The 18379-nt window shown below is 53.9% G+C and carries 12 protein-coding genes; 7 read left to right on the plus strand and 5 right to left on the minus strand.

The window, feature by feature from the left end; genetic code table 11:
- Nucleotides 1–6: 6 nt before the first annotated feature.
- Entirely contained in the window at nt 7–288 is a 282-nt protein-coding gene (locus KK078_RS02660; RefSeq protein ID WP_254088691.1) for a hypothetical protein, read from the minus strand.
- A gap of 230 nt (nt 289–518) precedes the next feature.
- Between KK078_RS02660 and KK078_RS02665 the strand changes: the two genes are divergently transcribed.
- The 5 genes from KK078_RS02665 to KK078_RS02685 all read left to right on the plus strand — a co-directional run bounded on the left by KK078_RS02665 (nt 519) and on the right by KK078_RS02685 (nt 6491).
- On the plus strand, nt 519–1325 hold the full coding sequence (locus KK078_RS02665; RefSeq protein ID WP_254088692.1) for an SDR family oxidoreductase: 807 nt from the start codon (nt 519–521) through the stop codon (nt 1323–1325).
- Between the two features lie 34 nt (nt 1326–1359).
- Entirely contained in the window at nt 1360–3975 is a 2616-nt protein-coding gene (locus tag KK078_RS02670; protein ID WP_254088693.1) for an MGH1-like glycoside hydrolase domain-containing protein, read from the plus strand.
- A gap of 47 nt (nt 3976–4022) precedes the next feature.
- Complete coding sequence (locus KK078_RS02675; RefSeq protein ID WP_254088694.1) at nt 4023–4397, plus strand: sensory rhodopsin transducer; 375 nt, start codon at nt 4023–4025, stop codon at nt 4395–4397.
- 52 nt (nt 4398–4449) lie between these two features.
- A complete protein-coding gene (locus KK078_RS02680; RefSeq protein ID WP_254088695.1) occupies nt 4450–4593 on the plus strand; it encodes a hypothetical protein in 144 nt (47 codons plus the stop codon).
- A gap of 65 nt (nt 4594–4658) precedes the next feature.
- Entirely contained in the window at nt 4659–6491 is a 1833-nt protein-coding gene (locus KK078_RS02685) for a glycoside hydrolase family 15 protein (RefSeq protein WP_254088696.1), read from the plus strand.
- A 100-nt stretch (nt 6492–6591) separates the two neighbouring features.
- Here the strand turns inward: KK078_RS02685 and KK078_RS02690 are convergent, their stop codons facing one another.
- Together KK078_RS02690 and KK078_RS02695 are read right to left on the minus strand one after the other, a co-directional pair.
- Nucleotides 6592–8277, minus strand: coding sequence for a RagB/SusD family nutrient uptake outer membrane protein (locus KK078_RS02690; protein ID WP_254088697.1), 1686 nt, complete (start codon nt 8275–8277; stop codon nt 6592–6594).
- 13 nt (nt 8278–8290) lie between these two features.
- The gene (locus KK078_RS02695) at nt 8291–11350 is read right to left on the minus strand and encodes a SusC/RagA family TonB-linked outer membrane protein (protein ID WP_254088698.1); all 3060 of its coding nucleotides are present in this window, start codon (nt 11348–11350) and stop codon (nt 8291–8293) included.
- A gap of 317 nt (nt 11351–11667) precedes the next feature.
- Between KK078_RS02695 and KK078_RS02700 the strand changes: the two genes are divergently transcribed.
- Nucleotides 11668–13503: an alkaline phosphatase gene (locus KK078_RS02700; RefSeq protein WP_254088699.1), complete on the plus strand. Its 1836-nt coding sequence runs from the start codon at nt 11668–11670 to the stop codon at nt 13501–13503.
- A 5-nt stretch (nt 13504–13508) separates the two neighbouring features.
- Here KK078_RS02700 and KK078_RS02705 read toward each other — a convergent pair whose 3' ends face one another.
- Both KK078_RS02705 and KK078_RS02710 read right to left on the minus strand, forming a co-directional pair.
- The gene (locus tag KK078_RS02705; RefSeq protein WP_254088700.1) at nt 13509–14129 is read right to left on the minus strand and encodes an FMN-binding negative transcriptional regulator; all 621 of its coding nucleotides are present in this window, start codon (nt 14127–14129) and stop codon (nt 13509–13511) included.
- Nucleotides 14130–14203: 74 nt separating this feature from the next.
- Nucleotides 14204–14821: a YdeI/OmpD-associated family protein gene (locus tag KK078_RS02710; RefSeq protein WP_254088701.1), complete on the minus strand. Its 618-nt coding sequence runs from the start codon at nt 14819–14821 to the stop codon at nt 14204–14206.
- Nucleotides 14822–15164: 343 nt separating this feature from the next.
- Between KK078_RS02710 and KK078_RS02715 the strand changes: the two genes are divergently transcribed.
- The gene (locus KK078_RS02715) at nt 15165–18377 is read left to right on the plus strand and encodes a SusC/RagA family TonB-linked outer membrane protein (protein WP_254088702.1); all 3213 of its coding nucleotides are present in this window, start codon (nt 15165–15167) and stop codon (nt 18375–18377) included.
- The last annotated feature ends 2 nt before the right edge of the window (nt 18378–18379 follow it).

The following is an 18379-nucleotide window of genomic DNA, read 5'->3' on the forward strand; positions in this document are numbered from 1 at the left end:
GGAGTATCAAGCAGCTTTTTCTTCGGCTAATATCTGCTTTAACTCGTCTTCATACTTTCGAATTTCCAATACCTTTTCGGGATAACTCAAAGTATAAAGATTAGTCTTCGCCTTTCCTATTTGATTAAACCGACTCTGATATTGATTGGCCTGGATATGCAGGTGATTTTTCTTGGCCTTTACCGTAAGACGGACGTATCCTCCTGCTAACTGGCTCAACAGCGATACAATCTGTTCATCGATCAGAAATTTCTCAAAGCCTAAACTATCATCGCTAAACTTGTTCATCCTATAAAGATACGAAGCTTTTTACGATTGACTCGGGTCTTTTCCATCTGAAATATTCCGATCTCAGAGAAGCAACAAACCATTAATAATCAGATACTTATATAATCATAAGAAAAAGTTTCACGGCGTTTAAAATCATTGTTTCTGTCCTGTTGCACCAAACCGGGTACGATTTTGAATAGCCTGCAGTTAGCAATAAATTGTACATCGACAAAGTCAACAGATAACCCATGGACAAAAAGAAACTGCAAGATCAGGTTGCGATCGTTACGGGGGCCAGCTCGGGGATCGGGGCGGGCATCGCCAGGGCGCTGGCGCGGGAAGGCGCGCGGGTGGTCGTGAACTATTCCAGCAGCCCCGACAAGGCGGCCGAAGTGTTGAAAGAAATACACGACGGCGGCGGCGAGGGGTTTACGATGAAGGCCAACGTCAGCCGGGAGGAGGATGTGCAGGCCATGTTCGCTGAGACGATCAAGCGCTACGGCACAGTTGACATCCTGATCAACAATGCCGGGCTTCAGAAAGATGCCCGGTTCCATGAGATGACGCTGGAGGAATGGAACCAGGTGATCGGTATCAACCTGACGGGGCAGTTCCTGTGTGCGCGCGAGGCCGTGAAGGAATTTATGCGCCGTGGCCTGGTGCCAGAGCGCTCCAAATCCGTGGGCAAGATCATTTGTATCAGCTCCGTGCACGAGGTGATCCCGTGGGCGGGGCATGCCAACTACGCGGCGTCCAAGGGGGGCGTAATGATGCTGATGAAAACGATCGCGCAGGAGTATGCGCCGCAGAAGATCCGCATCAACAGCATCGGTCCGGGGGCTATCCGCACACCCATTAACTACGCGGCGTGGCAGACGCCGCAGGCGTATAACCAACTGCTCAAGCTCATTCCCGCGAAACGCATCGGCGAAACCGAAGATGTCAACGGCGCTGCGGTGTGGCTGGCGTCCGACGATTCGGAATATGTCAACGGCATCACGCTGTTTGTCGACGGGGGTATGTTGCTATACCCGGGCTTTGAGGACAACGGGTGATACTTCCTTTTTGTCTTTTGGTTATATTTAGCGTATGAACGCTGAAAAGATCCGTCTGCAGGAAGACGTCGCGAAGAAAAAATACTGGCGCAAGTGGGGCCCTTATCTAACGGAACGGCAATGGGCCACGGTACGGGAGGACTACAGCGAGAACGGCAATGCCTGGGAATATCTCACACACGACATGGCCCGCAGCAAGGCCTACCGTTGGGGGGAGGAAGGTATCGGTGGCATTAGCGACGACAAACAATACCTGTGTTTTGCCCTCGGTTTCTGGAACGGCAAGGATCCTATTCTCAAAGAGCGCATGTTCGGGCTGACGGGCTACGAAGGCAACCACGGCGAAGACTGCAAGGAGCAATATTATTACCTGGACAGCACGCCGACGCATTCGTATATGAAGATGCTGTACAAGTATCCGCAGGCGGCGTTCCCGTACGCGGAACTGGTGGAAGAAAACCGCCGCCGCACGAAGGCCGACCCGGAGTACGAGCTTATCGACACCGGGGTATTCGACAACAACCGCTACTTCGATATCTTTCTGGAGTACGCCAAGGCCGACGATCACGACATGCTCATCCGCGTGACCGTACACAACCTGGGCAATGAGGCGGCTACGCTCGATGTGCTGCCCCACGTGTGGTTCCGCAATATCTGGTCGTGGAAAAGCGGCACGCAACAGCCGGAGCTTTTTCACGTAGCCGACGGCGTCGTGCAACTGAACCACGAACGACTCGGTAAATATTATTTCTATGCCGAACAACCCGACGAGATGCTCTTTTGCGAGAATGAGACCAACACACAGCGGTTGTATGGCTATGCGTCGCCCGGCACGTTCAAAGACGGCATCCACGAGTATGTGGTCAACAAAAAAAACAACACGCTCAACGCCAGCCGCCGGGGCACCAAGGGCGCGGCGCGTTACGCTCTGACCGTTGCGCCCGGTGAGAAACGGGTCCTCCGCCTGCGGCTTGCCAATACCTTTCTGATCTCGCCGTTCAAAGACTTCGAAGATGTATTCACCCAACGGCTGCAAGAAGCCGACGCGTTTTACGAGGAGCTGCAGGAGAAGATCCAGGACGAAGACGATCGCAACATTCAGCGGCAAGCCTTTGCCGGCATGCTGTGGAGCAAACAATATTACTACTACGACGTAGGCAAGTGGATCCGCGGCGACGACGGCCAGCCTGCGCCGGCTAGCCGCAAGCATGGCCGCAACCGCGAGTGGATGCACCTGCGCAATTCCGATATCATCTCGATGCCCGATAAGTGGGAGTACCCATGGTATGCTGCGTGGGATCTCGCCTTTCATACCATCCCCCTGGCGGTCGTCGACGGCGACTTCGCCAAGCACCAGCTGTTGCTCTTTACCAAGGAGTGGTACATGCACCCCAACGGGCAGCTGCCGGCCTATGAGTGGGCGCTGGGCGACGTCAATCCGCCGGTACATGCCTGGGCAACGTACCGGGTATATAAGATCGATGAAAAACGGAACGGCAAGAGCGATCGTGTGTTTTTGGAAGAGGTCTTTCACAAGTTGCTGCTCAACTTTACCTGGTGGGTGAATAAAAAGGACAACGAAGGAAATAATATCTTCCAGGGCGGCTTTTTAGGGATGGACAACATCGGTGTATTCGACCGGAACACCAAGCTGCCCGGCGGCGAATATCTCGAGCAGTCCGACGGCACCAGCTGGATGGCCATGTATACCTTGAATATGCTGCGGATCTCGCTGGAGCTTTCCAAGGGAAACCCGGTATACCAAAGCCTCTCGACGAAGTTCTTTGAGCACTTCCTCTACATTGCCGGGGCGATGGCCAACATCGGCGGCGAAGGCATCAACCTCTGGGACGACGAAGACGAGTTCTTTTACGACGTGCTCAACACTTCGGACAATCAATACAGGCGCCTCAAGGTGCGCTCGATGGTCGGGCTCATCCCGCTCTTTGCGGTGGAGATCCTGGACGAGGAGATCTTTGAATCCAACCCGCAGTTCCGCGAGCGGCTGGACTGGTTCCTGCAGCATCGCGCGGACCTGGCCGGTCTTATTTCGCGCTGGGTGGAGCGGGGGCGCAAGGAACGCCACTTGTTGTCGTTGCTGCGCGGCCATCGTATGAAACGGATTCTCAAGCGCATGCTGGACGAGACGGAGTTCCTCTCTCCGTATGGCATCCGGGCGCTGTCAAAAGTATATGATGCCAAACCCTATATCTTCCGCACCAACGACACGGATCTGAACGTAAAATATATACCGGGCGAAAGTGATTCGAACATGTTTGGCGGCAACTCCAACTGGCGGGGCCCGATCTGGTTTCCTGTCAACTATTTGCTGATCGAATCGCTGCAACGTTTCTATCAATATTATGGCGACGACTTCCGGCTGGAGCATCCTACCGGCTCGGGGCGGATGCGCACGCTCCAAGAGATCGCCGACGACCTGAGCGAACGACTTGTGCGCATTTTCCGCAAGGACGCGTCGGGTAAGCGTCCGGTGTATGGCCACCATCCCAGGCTGCAGTCCGACCCTAATTTCAGCGACTACATTTATTTCTATGAGTACTTCCATGGCGACAACGGCCGTGGGATCGGCGCTACCCACCAGACGGGCTGGACGGGGCTTGTTGCCAAGCTGATCCAGCCAAAGGCGTAGCGGTACGCGGGCGGTGTGGCTGGCACTCTATTTTATCGGATGCCGGCATGAGAAAGAATATTGGCAACACCTTGTGGGCGATACCCGAGGGCTATATACCGTCGGGCAGCACGGGGCCGGCGCCGGCGATGACCAGTCACGAAACGGCATGTATCCTGAATGCGGGCGATGAGGACGCCCTGGTACAGTTTACGATCTTCTTCAGCGACCGCGATCCGGTCGGCCCATACCGCGTCACGGTGCCGGCGCGACGTACCAAACATGTTCGGTTCAACGACCTGAAAGACCCGGCGCCCATTCCGTTGGATACGGACTATGCCTGTATCATCGAATCCAACGTGCCTGTTGTCGTGCAACACACGCGCCTGGACAGCCGTCAGGCCGAGAATGCTTTGCTGAGCACGATGGCCTACCCGGTGTAACCCCTGGTATGGTTTTTACACATCCGTTTATACAACTCCAATCTGCGCGTATATGGCTAAAAAGATCGCTCCGCAAAAGGAAGAGCCTAAAAAGCAGGCTCCGAAAAAAGTGACCGATATCTCGGGGCATCCGGCGAAGAGCCCGGATAATAAGCCTCAATTATACGAGTCTAATTATAAGAAGACGCGGCGGTAGGTCGCGTGCCGCGAAAAGGCTATCTGAAGACCGCCCCCCATACGTGGCAATACAATTTATACGTCATGGAAGACTTTCATTCTGATCCTTACATCCCCATCGAGCATTACGGCGTGATCGGTAACTTAAAGACCGTTGCGCTGGTATCGCTTACGGGGTCGATCGACTTCATGTCCTTCCCGACGTTTGATTCGCCAACCGTCTTTGCGCGTCTGCTCGATTCCCAACGGGGTGGATCGTTCTCAATCACGCCCGTGATGCAGGATTATCATAGCAAACAGTTATACCTGCCGGGCACGGCGGTGCTGCTCACCCGCTTCTTTTCCGACGAAGGCATTGCCGAATTGACGGACTTCATGCCCATTTTACAGCACAAGGGTAAAAATCTATGCGCCATTGTGCGGCAGGTGACGGCCGTGCGGGGTGACATTACCTTTCGCCTGGAGTGCACGCCGGCCTTTCATTACGGGCAGGCTACTTCCCAACATAGGATCGCGGACCATGGCATTTTCTTCCAGGCGGAGCACGACGGTGGCGTGGTCTTACGGCTGATCGCCGATATTCCCCTGACGCTGCGCGACGGTCATGGCTATACGGAATTTACAGTGCGGGCATCCGAAACTGTCAATATCGTTTTAGAATCTGTACCGGCGGATGAAGCCGATACGCTCCTGCCCATCGATTATTATACGAACGTGCTATACGGCGAAACCATTGACTTCTGGCGGAAGTGGATCACCCAGTCTACGTACCGTGGGCGGTGGACGGAGATCGTGCACCGGTCGGCCATTACGTTAAAGCTGCTGACCTCGTGCGAGCACGGCTCGACGGTGGCCGCCGCCACGTTTGGGTTACCCGAAACACCCGGCGGCGTGCGCAACTGGGACTACCGTTACACGTGGATCCGCGATGCGGCCTTTACCATGTACGCTTTCCTGGAGCTGGGGTTTACCGAAGAGGCGACGGCTTTTCTAGGCTGGATCCACGCCCGCACGGAGGAGGACAAACTGCACCTGATGTATACCATCGACGGGCGACACGAGCTTACCGAACGCGAACTGCCGCACCTGGAGGGTTACAAAGGCTCACGGCCCGTACGCATCGGCAATGCCGCACAGGAGCAATTTCAACTGGATATCTATGGGGAGCTGATCGACACGATCTATATCTACAACAACCAGCATCATGCCATCACGTATGAATTCTGGCTGTGTATCGTCAAGCAGGTAGACTGCGTCATCGCCGACTGGCACAAGCCCGATCACAGCATTTGGGAGGTGCGCAACGGCAAGCGAGAGTTCCTGCATAGCCGGCTGATGTGCTGGGTGGCGATGGACCGCGCGATCAAGATCGCCGAGCATCGTTCGTTCCCCTACCCGCGCGACGTATGGTATGCTATCCGCGATGAGATCTACCACGATGTGTACGACAATTTCTGGAACCCCCAAGTCGGTGCCTGGGTGCAGTATAAAGGTGCCGACCGTGTCGACGCCAGCGTGTTGCTGATGACCCTCACGCACTTTGTCTCTCCCGACGAGCCCCGGTGGCGGTCGACGCTGAAGGTCGTGGAGAAGACGCTCGGCATGGATGTGTTGTTATACCGGTATCGCGACGATCCGGCGGTCGATGGGTTGCCGGGCGAAGAAGGCACGTTTACGTTGTGCTCGTTCTGGTATGTCGAGGCGCTGGCGAAAAGCGGCGAGGTGATCCACGCACTGGACTGTTTTGAAAAGATGCTGGGGTATGCCAACCATCTCGGGCTGTTCAGCGAGCAGATCAGCAAGAACGCCGCACACCTGGGCAATTTCCCACAGGCCTTTACCCACCTGGCGCTGATCAGCGCCGCGTTGGAGCTCGACAAACAACTGGATCGCCTGGGCTTTCAACGGCAGCACTAACTGTTTGCTATAAAAAAAGGCTGCCTTATGTTAAAAGAAGAAAGGCTACCTTTTTGAGGTAGCCTCTCCTTACAATTTCTCTTTTTAATTCACCTGTAACCTAGTAGCCATCGTTCTGCTCCAGGAAGCCTTCGAACTCCGAAGCGCCGTCGATGGCGGTCTGTGGAATCGGGAAGAGACGCTTGAGCGGATCGCTGTTGGTTTTCTCGGTCCATGCATTTTCATATTTGCCGAAACGGATCATATCGGTACGGCGCTGCATTTCAAAATAAAACTCAAAGCCGCGTTCGCGGAACATGATATCGAGATCGATCGCCTCCAGCGGAGGAATGCCGATCCGGGCAGTACGCGCGGCACGTACGGCGTTGACATCCTGCAGCGCGCCGGCAGCATCGTCCATCCGGAGCTTCGCCTCGGCGCGCATCATATATATATCGGCTAAACGCAGGAGTATGATATCAAATTCACCCTTTGCACGTCCGTCGTCGGACGTCTTGCTGAACTCGTATTTCAACACACGGTAACCCGAGCTATACCCGCTATAAGTTGTATAGTCGACCTCTTCGGTGAAGATCACCGGTTGTGTTGGGTTACCACGGGTATTGTTAAACAGCGGTCCAACGACATAATTCGCTCCGTCTCCGCAACGTTTGAATGGAGTGCCTTTCCGATCTGTCTGCAAACCGTATTGCTGACCGCGCAGGATACCACGGTCGAGCTCAAAATCGGCGGCAGCGATACACGTGACGGCGGGGTCCAGGTTTTTCTTATAGAAACGCATGTCCTTGGTGGCAGGATCTGCGCCGTCATAGGCATCTACCCACGAATGGTAGAACTCCGGTGTAATGCCCGGTCCGTCTGTACCGTTGGCATTTACGAATTGCGGTAACGGAAACTGGTCGCCCGACAATGAAAAGTACGCCATCCGGTTGTTGCCGTTCAGGTTGGCGCGTTGATCGATCGCGAAGATCAGCTCCTTGTTCGTATGATTTTCGTCGTCGAAGATCTCAAAGAACTCGGACGAAAGCGCATAGTTGCCCGCTTCGATCACTTTGTTACAATACTCCACGACCTTCTGCATGTCTTCGCGGCGGAAGTCGTGCGTCTCGGCATACGGACTGCGATACACCGGGGCGTTCAGGTACAGACGTGCCAGCAATCCCTGCGCCGCAGCTTTCGTGATCCGACCGGGACCGTTTGTATTGTCCAGCACCGCTTCAGCGGCCAGCAGGTCCTGCTCGATATAGTTGACAGCTTCGTCGCCACGAAGCACACGTGACCGTACATCGAGTGTGTCCTTGGACATGACGATACCGAAAAGATCCAGGCTTAGCATAGAATAATAAGCGCGCAGACCACGTGCTTCGGCCAGGTATGCGTCTACCTGTTGCCCCTCGCTTTGCAGGGCGCGAACGTTCGAAACGGCAATGACGGAACGCGTGATACCTTGCGAAATGAAATTCCAGGTATTGGTTACCGGGGCGTTCATCGGCGTGTATGTGTGGCGGTGCATATCGATGTAGATATTATTATCACCCCAATCGGTACCACCGCGGTACGGCAGGATGGCTTCGTCCGTGGAGATTTCCTGCAGGGCAAAGTAGCGGGTGTGCAAAAACACCTCCGACAGCGACGCATAGGCCGGTGCCAGGGTACCCGCGATAACATCACCGTTTGTCACATTACCCGTGAGCGACTCGTCCAGCACTTCTTCCTGCAGGTCTGTACAACCTTCTACGAGCATGACGCCCAAAAACAACATCAGTACATATATATTCTTTCTCATACGCTGTGTACAATTAAAATGAAACATTTAAACCGAACACGATCGAACGTGCTTTCGGATAGCTGGCGAAGTCGATACCAAACGAATTGGCATCTTCGATCCGGCGACCTTCTGCATTCACTTCGGGGTCATAGCCCGAGTAATCGGTTATTACAAAGAGGTTCTGACCGGTAACCGACAGACGCAGGGACTTGATCCAGTTACCGATACCCAGTGTCTCGGGACTGAAGTTATAGCCCAGGGAGGCGTTATTCAGACGCAAAAAGGCACCGTTTTCCAAATAGCGTGTCGATACGCTGTTGGCGTTGGTAACATCCTCGTTCGGATATCGGGTGGCCACATCCGTTGTGTTACGGCTCTTGAACAGCTGGGCGCGCGAGAAGTTGAGGTTCGCCGTACCGTTGTAAATCTTGTTGCCGCTCAAGCCGTTGAAATTCAATGACAGGTCGAACCCTTTGTAGGCAGCCCGCAGGTAGAAGTTGTAAAGCTTGTCGGGAAGCGCCGTTCCGGAGATATAGCGGCTTTCGCCGTCTTCCTGGGGTTCGCGATAGGTACTAAAGCCATCTTCGCCGATACCGGTAAATTGTTGGAGGAAGAACGTGCCGATGGGCTCGCCATTTATATAGCCGTTTACGGAAGCCGAGGTCAGGCCGCCACCGGAAATGCTGCCCGAAGGAATCAACGTCGCCGGCGAGTTGCGCACTTCGTTGTTAATGAATGTGATGTTACCGCCTACGTTGAAGGTGAAGTCAGCCCCGGTGTCATACCGGTAGTCGAGTGCCAGCTCCGTACCTTCGTTGACGATCTCCATGTCCTTTACGTTGCGCCAGTAGAACAAGGCCGGCTGAATCGGGTCGGGCACCGTAACCTTCAGCAACACGTTGCTTGTTACCTTCCGGAAATAGTCTACCGAACCTGTGAGCGCGCCGTCCAGAAAGCCAAAGTCGAGTCCGATATCGGTTTGCTTCGAAACTTCCCACTGGAGGTTCGGGTTTGCATAGTTCTGAACGATCGTGCCTTGTGGCGCGGTACCGTCGGGGAAGAACGGGTAGCTGTAGCCCGAACCGGTGGCTGTCAGGTAGCGTGCAAACGAAGCTTTCGGCTCGATCTCCTGGTTGCCGGTCTGGCCCCAACCGGCACGCAGCTTCAGTGTGCTGACCGGAACGGTCGCCATGAAAGGCTCCTCGGAGATGATCCAGCCCGCCGCAAACGAAGGGAAGGTTCCATACTTGTTGTTGTCTCCGAACTTTGACGATCCATCCGTGCGCACGGTGGCCGTCAGCAGGTAGCGATCTTTAAAAGTATAGTTAACACGGCCGAAGAAAGACTGCAGCTCGTTCTTGACCGCTTTTCCCCAGGGGCGGTTGTTGTCTGTAGATCCCGTCAAGTCGATCTCCGAGCCCAGGCCTGCGTTATAGCGCGGCTCGATGCCCGAGATCGGGAAGTTAGAGATACTCCAATAGCGTGTCTTCAGCGTGATCTTCTGGTATGAATGACCTGCCAGCAGTGTGAAGGCGTGAACGCCCTTTGAAAAATTATAGGTCAGGTAGTGTTCGATCAGGCTGTTCGTGTTATTGGTGAAATACGAGTCCAGCCGGCCTTCCTGCGCGGGATATACGCTCGGCATGCGTTGTATATCCTGAATCGCGCTGGTCATATCGATACCGACATTAAGCTTGTATACCAGGCCTTCGATGATCCGGAACGAAGGCGAGATATTACCGATGACGCGGTTCGTTTCGGTGATGTCCTTATAGGTATTGAGCATTGCCAGCGGATTTATCGGGTCTTGCCGCTGGTAAATTCCGCCGACGCTGTCATAGGCAGGCATGGTCGGATTCGCGGTAAGCGCCGTGTTGATCAGGCTCGAAACCTCGGGGCGATCGTTGCGGGTGTGCGACGCGTTAAGGTTCAGGTCCACGGAAAGGCGATCGTTCAATCCTTTTTGGCTGACGTTGATGCGGCCCGTGTACCGTTTCAGGTTGCTGTTCTTCAGGATACCATCCTGGTCCTGCATCCCGACGGATGCGTAATAGTTCATGTTCTCGGCACCTCCGAAAAACGCCACATTGTGATCTTGTGTCGTGCCTGTGCGCGTGATCTGGTCCTGCCAATCTGTATCGCCCTCGAGATCGATCACCTCGGCGCCTGTCTGCGGCACTGCCTGGCGAAACTCGTCAGCGGAAAAAACGTCGATCTTGCGGGCGAGTTTTGATACACCGTAGCTTGCCGAGTAGGTCACACCGGACTGGCCGGTTTTGCCGCGCTTGGTGGTGATCAGCACAACGCCGTTTGCGCCACGCGCACCATAAATAGCTGTCGCGGAAGCGTCTTTCAGCACGTCGATCGAGGCAATGTCCTGCGGGTTGAGGAAGTTCAGCGGATTGGTCGTACCTCCATTGTCAACCCCCATACCGGCAGTGTTGCTGTTGTCCAGCGGCACACCGTCGATAACGTACAACGGCGTGCTTCCGCTGCGTACGGTACCGGGACCCCGAACCGTGATGTTTTGTGCCGCCCCGGGCTCGCCGCTGGCGGATGTGATGTTGACACCCGCAACTTTACCTTGCAGCAGCTGCTCCGGCGAGCTGATGATACCTCTGTTGAAATCGTCGGCCTTGACCGAGCTTACGGCGCCTGTTATGTCGCGCTTGGCTTGCGTACCGTAGCCCACCACGACCACCTCGCCGAGCGTCGATGCATCGGACAACAGCTGGACGTCAATGGTGCTTTGCGTACCCACCACGATCGATTGACTGACCGTGCCGACAAAGGTGAACACCAACACTGCATTGGAAGACCCCACGGTCAGGCGGTAGTCACCGTTGGCGTCTGTCACGGTACCATTGGTGGTGCCTTTCTCCATTACGTTTACACCGGGCAGGGCCGCGCCGGTCTCATCCGTAAGCTTACCTGTCACAGTCAACGATTGTACCTGCTGCTGTAAAACGGCAGCGAACAATGGTCGGGGGCTTGGCCCTGCAAAAACGGCCAGCGCCACCGCTACGATATATTTATCGCAGCGACGCAGTAGACAGCCGCATTTTTGGATGCGTTCATAGATGTTTGCCATAGGCTGATAGTTTAGTTATTATAATTGGAAGTTATGCAAGCTTTACGAGATGCGTAAATATTAGAGGCCTATATTTTGGGGCGCAAAGAAGGTCATTTACTACGGTAGAGAAAAAAACACGTGTTATCGTTTTATGAACAAACTTTTAACCCGCCTTCATATGTTTTTTGAACGTTCATTCAATAAATCATATCAATCGTTCACACAACAGACTCCGAAATCGGATCGCTTTACCCTTCCCGCGTTAATTAACACCCCGTTAATATGAACATCCTGCTGTAGCTGCTATATTGCTGGCTTTTAACCACTCACGCCTCATGAAATACCTTCGTATCGCGCGGCTCAGCTTCTTTCTTTTCCTGTCAACCGTGTGCCGGGCACAACAACATTCCGGTACGGCGCTCATGCATGCACACAACGACTACGTGCATCCCATTCCGTTCCTGAACGCATACTACCAGGAAGCAGCTTCGATCGAAGTGGATATATTCTTGCATCAGGGCCAGCTGTGCGTGGCGCACACCGAGCAGGAAATCGATCCCAGAAAAACACTGGCGGCGCTATACCTCGCCCCCTTACAAGATAAGATCCGCTTTCACGGCGGCAAAGTATACGCCAAAGATAAGCCGCTGAATCTCCTGATCGATCTGAAAACACACGGTGCCACGACGGTACCGGCGCTGGTCAGGGTCTTACAAAAATATCCTGCGCTGACGTCGTGCCCCTCGCTGACCATTACGCTGAGCGGCAGCGTACCCGAGGCGACCACCTGGTCTTCCTACCCCGCGTATATTCACTTTGATGGGCGCCCGGCCGTGAACTACACACCGGAGCAGCTTGCCCGGATCAGCATGATGAGCGACGACTTTTCGCAATACACCGTCTGGAACGGCAAGGGGGTGATCCTGGCGAAAGACCGTCAGAAGATCGAAGACGTCATTCAGTCGGTGCATGCCCGTGGCAAGAAATTCCGTTTCTGGGCGACGCCCGACGTCGTCAATGCGTGGATCACGCTCGGCAAGCTGGGCGTGGACTACATTGGCACCGACAAGGTGGTCGATCTCAGCACGTTTATGAAGGAAACTCCGCATGTAACCTATACCAATGGCGACGTGCACCCGGTGGCTCCTGCCCCGGTGTTGCCCTCCGGCACGACGGTGGCCCGCAACATCATCTTCCTGATCGGCGACGGCATGGGCCTGGCCCAGCAGTACGCAGGGTATACGGCCAACCACGGTGCGCTGAACCTGTTCACCATGCCGGTGGTGGGGCTTTCGATCACGACATCGGCCGACCGTTATATTACAGACTCGGCGGCGGGTGCCACGGCCATGGCGTCGGGCAAAAAGACCAACAACCGCGCGGTGGGCGTGGATTCCCTCGGCCGTTCCATTCCGTCGATCATCGCGCCGCTGCGCCGGCACCGCTTCCGTACGGCGGTCATCTCTACCGGCGACATTACCGATGCTACTCCCGCCGCTTTCTATGGGCACTCCGCCGACCGTTCGTCGAGTGAAGCGATCGCGGCCGATTTCCTGAGCAGCGACATCGATGTGCTGATCGGTGCCGGCAGCGCGCACTTCCTGCAGCGCAAAGACGGCCGCGACCTGCGCGGTGAGTTGCAACAGAAAGGCTATACGGTGGCGACCGATGTTCGCACACTCGACACACTGCGGTCGTCGAAGTTCGTTTTGCTGGACAACAATATGGGCCTGTCGATGAAGCAGGGCCGCGGCCCGCTGCTGGCTACGACGCTGGACAAGACGTTGCAGGCGTTCAGCACGGGCAAGGAGCCGTTCTTTATCATGGCCGAGGGCGCCCAGATCGACTGGGGCGGCCACTCGAACGATATGGAATACGTTGTGCGGGAGATGCTGAATTTCGACCAGGCCGTGGGCCGTGCGATGCAATATGTCGCCAAGCACCCGGAAACCCTGCTGGTCGTTACGGCCGACCATGAAACGGGCGGCCTGACGCTGCTGGACGGCAACCTGAAGACGGGCCAGCTCCGCGGACATTTCAGCACCGACGACCACACCGCTATTCCTGTGATGGTGTATGCGTATGGTGCCGGTGCTTCCAACTTTGCCGGTGTTTATCAGAACATCGAGCTGTATAAAAAGATGCTGAAGGTATTGGGCATTCAGCCCTAGAAGATCTACGCCCCGGGGCGCTGGTTGGCGCGCATGTAGTCGGCTATCTGGCGGGCGGCGCCATCGGTGCTGGCCGACAGCGTTTCGATGATGCGTTGCTGTTCCTGGTCGGTCTTGTTCTGGCTGAGCTTCCTGCTGCCTTGCAGGTCTGTCACGACGATCTCAAAGGGTACTATGCCGTTGAGCATGCGTAGCTTGTAGTCTTGCGGCAGGCCGGCCCATTGCCGGCGATAGGCCTCTTCGTAGGTATCGATCATTTTTTCCAACGCCTCGAATGCCTGGTCCCGGTCGTGGATGATCGTGGCGGCGCCGTAGGCATGTACGGCTACATAATTCCACGTCGGCACACTCTGCTCCTTGTCGTAGTGCGTAGGCGAAATATAGGCGTGTGGCTCGCTGAAGATCACCAGGTTGACGCGGTCTACGATCTGCCGCCACTGGCCGTTGGCTTTTGCGAAGTGCGAGGTGAGAATGACATTGTCTCCGCGGGTGGAGATGGCAAACGGCAGGTGTGTAGCTTGCGGCACGTTGTCTTTCGCCGTAACGATGGTCGCGAAGCTATACTGCTTCATGAATGCCAGCAGCTCGGCGGTATCGGTCGCGGCAAATTGGTTGGGGATATACATATGCGATGTTGAGGCAGTGTGTTATACGAAGCATGCCTGCAAAGGTTTTAGGAACCCGATCGAAAACGCCATGCTCATGTGGGCGGCTGGTCAAAACGTTTTAGCCCGGCCTGGAGCCGGTTTATAGCCCTTGCCAACCGCTCAACCTTTGTTTCTTCTTTTTTGGCGGTATAGATCCAGTCGATATAGGCCTTTTGCTCGGCCTCTGTGAGCGACTGGTAGAATTTCCAGGCGGCGGGTTCGTCACGCAGGCATTGGATCATTTCGCGCGGCGCCTTTACGGGGGTCTCGTCCGGGTATAACAAGATGTGTACCGTGTCACCGGCTTCCTTGCCGATCTGTTTGCGGATCTCCGCTCGTACCGGCAGGAACAGCCGGCCGTCGCGCATGGGCATGAGGTTGTACTGATCGATCGCGTAGCCGTCGATGGTCCCGCGCACCTTTACCATGCCGAAGCGGCGCTTCACGTCGGGTGCCACGCCGGGCAGGCAGACAAAGGTCCAGCCGCCTTTACCCGAGAAACGTTCGAGTGTATATTTCCGGTTAACAAGGGGTTTGGCTTTCATATCGGTCAGCTCACGTGGATGTCCTGCCAAGGTAGACGTTTCCGGTGACGGCCCTATGTCAGGAGCGGGGGTATTTCGTTTCGCTTCTTCCAGGTTCCTCCCAAAGGATATTTTGTTGCGGTGCATGGTCGGGATAAAAATGCCTGTTCTGGAAGAATAAAAAATGGTAGATTTACCAGCACGATGCCGTGCCATTTTTTACACTCCCAAGGCCGGTCCTACGACATGCCGTTACCGGCGATCCTGTCTCTTTTTCGGTGCACTTTTTATGCAATCGATCTCTTTTTTGAACTGGCTGGTCGAAGAGGTGTATATTTTGGGGAAATCGCTCAAAACCAGTTGATTTCGAGGAAAATATCTTATACCTGTGTATGTTTTAAGACTCATTACTAAGTGAAGTGCTGGCAATAATTAGTACCTTACTCGTACGAAAGTTTGGTTGCTCCGGCTCAGTTTCAAACTTACCATTATGCGTAAATGTACAGTTGCTTTCATGCTCGTTAGCGCAGGCCTGCTGCTCGACATCTCCCTGGCATACGGGCAAGGCAACTTGTCACGAAAGAATATTTCGGTTGCGGAAGGCCATATGTCGCTCATGAACATCTTCCGCGAGGTGCAAATGCAAGCCGGGTTCATGTTTGTTTTCCAACCTACCCTGGTCGACCAGTTTGAAAACCTGCCGGTTCCCGGCGGTACGCACACGGTACAGGAATTCCTCGAGATCGTCTTGCGCGATACCCCGGTAGGCTTTGAAGAGAATGGCCGCAACATCATCATCTTTCGCCGCCCCGTCACCTTCAACCTCCGCGGCCGCGTGCTCGACCCGGAGACCAAAGAAGGCCTGCCCGGCGTGACGATCTACATCAAGGATTCCAATAAGGGAACACACTCGGAGCCCGACGGCAGCTTTGCCATTACCGCCACCAAAGACGACATCCTGATCTTCTCGTACGTAGGCCGCCTCACCAAGCAGGTGACGGTGAACGAGCACACCCCGAAACAGATCATGCTGCAGCCGATGACGCTGCCGGAAGTGATGGTGCATACCGGCTATTACGACGTACCGGAGCCCGAGCGGATCGGGAATATTTCGACGGTAACGCATGAGCAGCTCTGGCGAAACCCGGTCGTCAATTCCCTGCAATCGATTCAAGGACGACTGGCGGGTGTCTTTGTGGAGCAGATCTCGGGATTGCATGGTAGTGGGTATAAGATCCGGGTACGGGGACAGAATAGTTTGCGTAGTGAAGGGAATGAGCCGTTATACATTATCGACGGCGTTCCATATCCGTCTGCGTCGATGGTGTATTCTACGACCGGTTACATTTTGCCATTATCCAACTCGCTGAGCCTGGTACCGCTGTCCACAATTGATCGTATTGACGTGCTGAAGGATGCCGACGCTACGGCTATCTATGGATCAAGAGGCGCCAACGGCGTAGTTTTAATTAGTACCAAGCGCCCCCCTACCAAAAGTGGCTCGGGAGCAGAAGTTAACATCAACACCGGTTTTAGCCAGGTCGGACATTATGTCGACTTACTCAACACACAACAATGGCGCATAATGCGACAAGAGGCATATAAGAACGAAAACATTGACATAGAGGACGCCAAGCCAGCGGATTTGTTCCATTGGGACAATACACGTAATACTAATTGGCAAAAAAAGTTGATCGGAGGTGTCGCTCCTGTTACAAACGCTGTCGTCAGTCTCTATGGTGGCGAAGAAAATACGAAGTTCTTTTTCTCCGGAAACTTCTATAAGGAAGGCAGTGTGTTCCCGAAACGCTTCGATTACATACGTGGTGCAGGCCTGTTTAACATGACGCATCAGTCTAAAAACAACCGTTTTCATGCCAACATGATCTTTAATTATACAGGCGACGACAACAATCTCCCTGTTTTCGACATTACTCAACAAGCCTTCTACCTTGCACCCAATGCACCCGCACTATATGACTCTATCGGGCAACTGAATTGGGCCGATAATACCTGGTATAATCCCCTGGCATACTTGGAACAAACCTACCGTGCGCAAACCACCAATTGGTCCGCGCACGCTATGATGGACTATGAGCTGTCACCCGGACTGGTGTTTAAAGCGAACCTTGGACAATCGGTTTTTACGCGAAAAGAAACTACGATAACTCCGCGACGGTATCATGCCCCCTCTATGCGTGCCTACCAAATGGGCGAACACTCGGAATCCAATACCGCCCTAAGAACCCTTATTGCAGAGCCCATTCTTGAATATGGCCGCGACCTCTGGCAAGGTAAATTTAAAGGTCTGATCGGCTCAACCATTCAACACATGGTACAAGATGCACAAAATACCGTAGGAAGCGGCTATGAGAATGATGCATTTATTGACGATCTGGGGGCGGCTCCCACATTAAAAGCCAGTGACCCTGTAACGTGGGTGTACAAATACGCAGCAGTTTTCGGACGCCTGAACTACAACTGGCGCGAGAAATACATCTTCAACGCTACCGTTCGGAGGGACGGTTCCAGTCGATTTGGTTCTGGAAAAAAGTTTTCCAACTTCGGTTCCATTGGAGGAGCTTGGATCTTTACCCAAGAACCGTTTTCGGACAAGCTGACGTTTTTAAGCTTTGGCAAGGTACGCGCTACCTACGGCATTACGGGCAACGACCAGATAAGCGACTACGGTTATTATACTGGCTATGAAGAAACGCTCCCCTATGGTGGTAACAGCGTAACGCCAGTGCAACCTAATAACGCATCGTATTCGTGGGAGACTACCCGCAAAGCCGAGGTGGGACTTGCGTTAGGCTTTTTCCGAAACCGGATCCAGGCCGATGTGTCGTACTACCGAAACCGGTCGTCCAATCAACTCCTGACAACGCAGGTATCTACCGTAACAGGCTTTTCACAGGCCAATCTTAATTTGCCAGTCATTGTACAAAACTCAGGTTTTGAAGTTCTGTTAACCACAACCCAGCTAGACGGGCGACATTTTTCCTGGATTACCAATTTGAACTTCACGCTCCCTTACAACAAGTTGGTGCGTTACGATGGCCTTGCCTCCTCCCCAGATTCCGAGCGCTACATTGTTGGAGAATCCCTCAACAGCAAAAAAGTTTACAAAATTTATGTAAATCCGCAGACCGGTCTATACGACTCTGCAGACCTGAACAGAGACAATGTTAAAGATCGAAACGATCGTTATATCCAAAATCGCGGCGTACGATATTATGGCGGCATAGACAATACCATACGCTTTCACAATTTCCAATTGGACATATTGATTCAATTTGTAAAGCAGACAGCGATAACGTATGAGGCCAATGCCGGCGCACCAGGACTAAAAACAAATAATCACACTCCGGAAGTACTGAATCGCTGGCGGCAACCGGGTGACAACACCAATATCCAGCGGTTTACCATGGGGGAAGGTTATGACGCTTTCGTGAATGCCATGGCTTACGGTGACATCGCTTATGGTGACGCGTCGTACATCCGGTTTAAAAACGTTTCTCTTGCTTATAATCTCGATACATCCCTTATCAAGCGCCTCGCGCTAAAAAGTGCAAAAATCTACATACAGGCTCAAAATTTGCTTACGGTTACCAAGTATGTAGGTGTTGATCCGGAAACTCTTTTGCCGAGTAATCTCCCGCCATTGCGGACCATCGTAGGAGGTGTCCATTTAACTTTTTAAAT

This window comes from Dawidia soli, assembly GCF_018598185.1.
GTDB lineage: Bacteria > Bacteroidota > Bacteroidia > Cytophagales > Cyclobacteriaceae > Ohtaekwangia > Ohtaekwangia soli.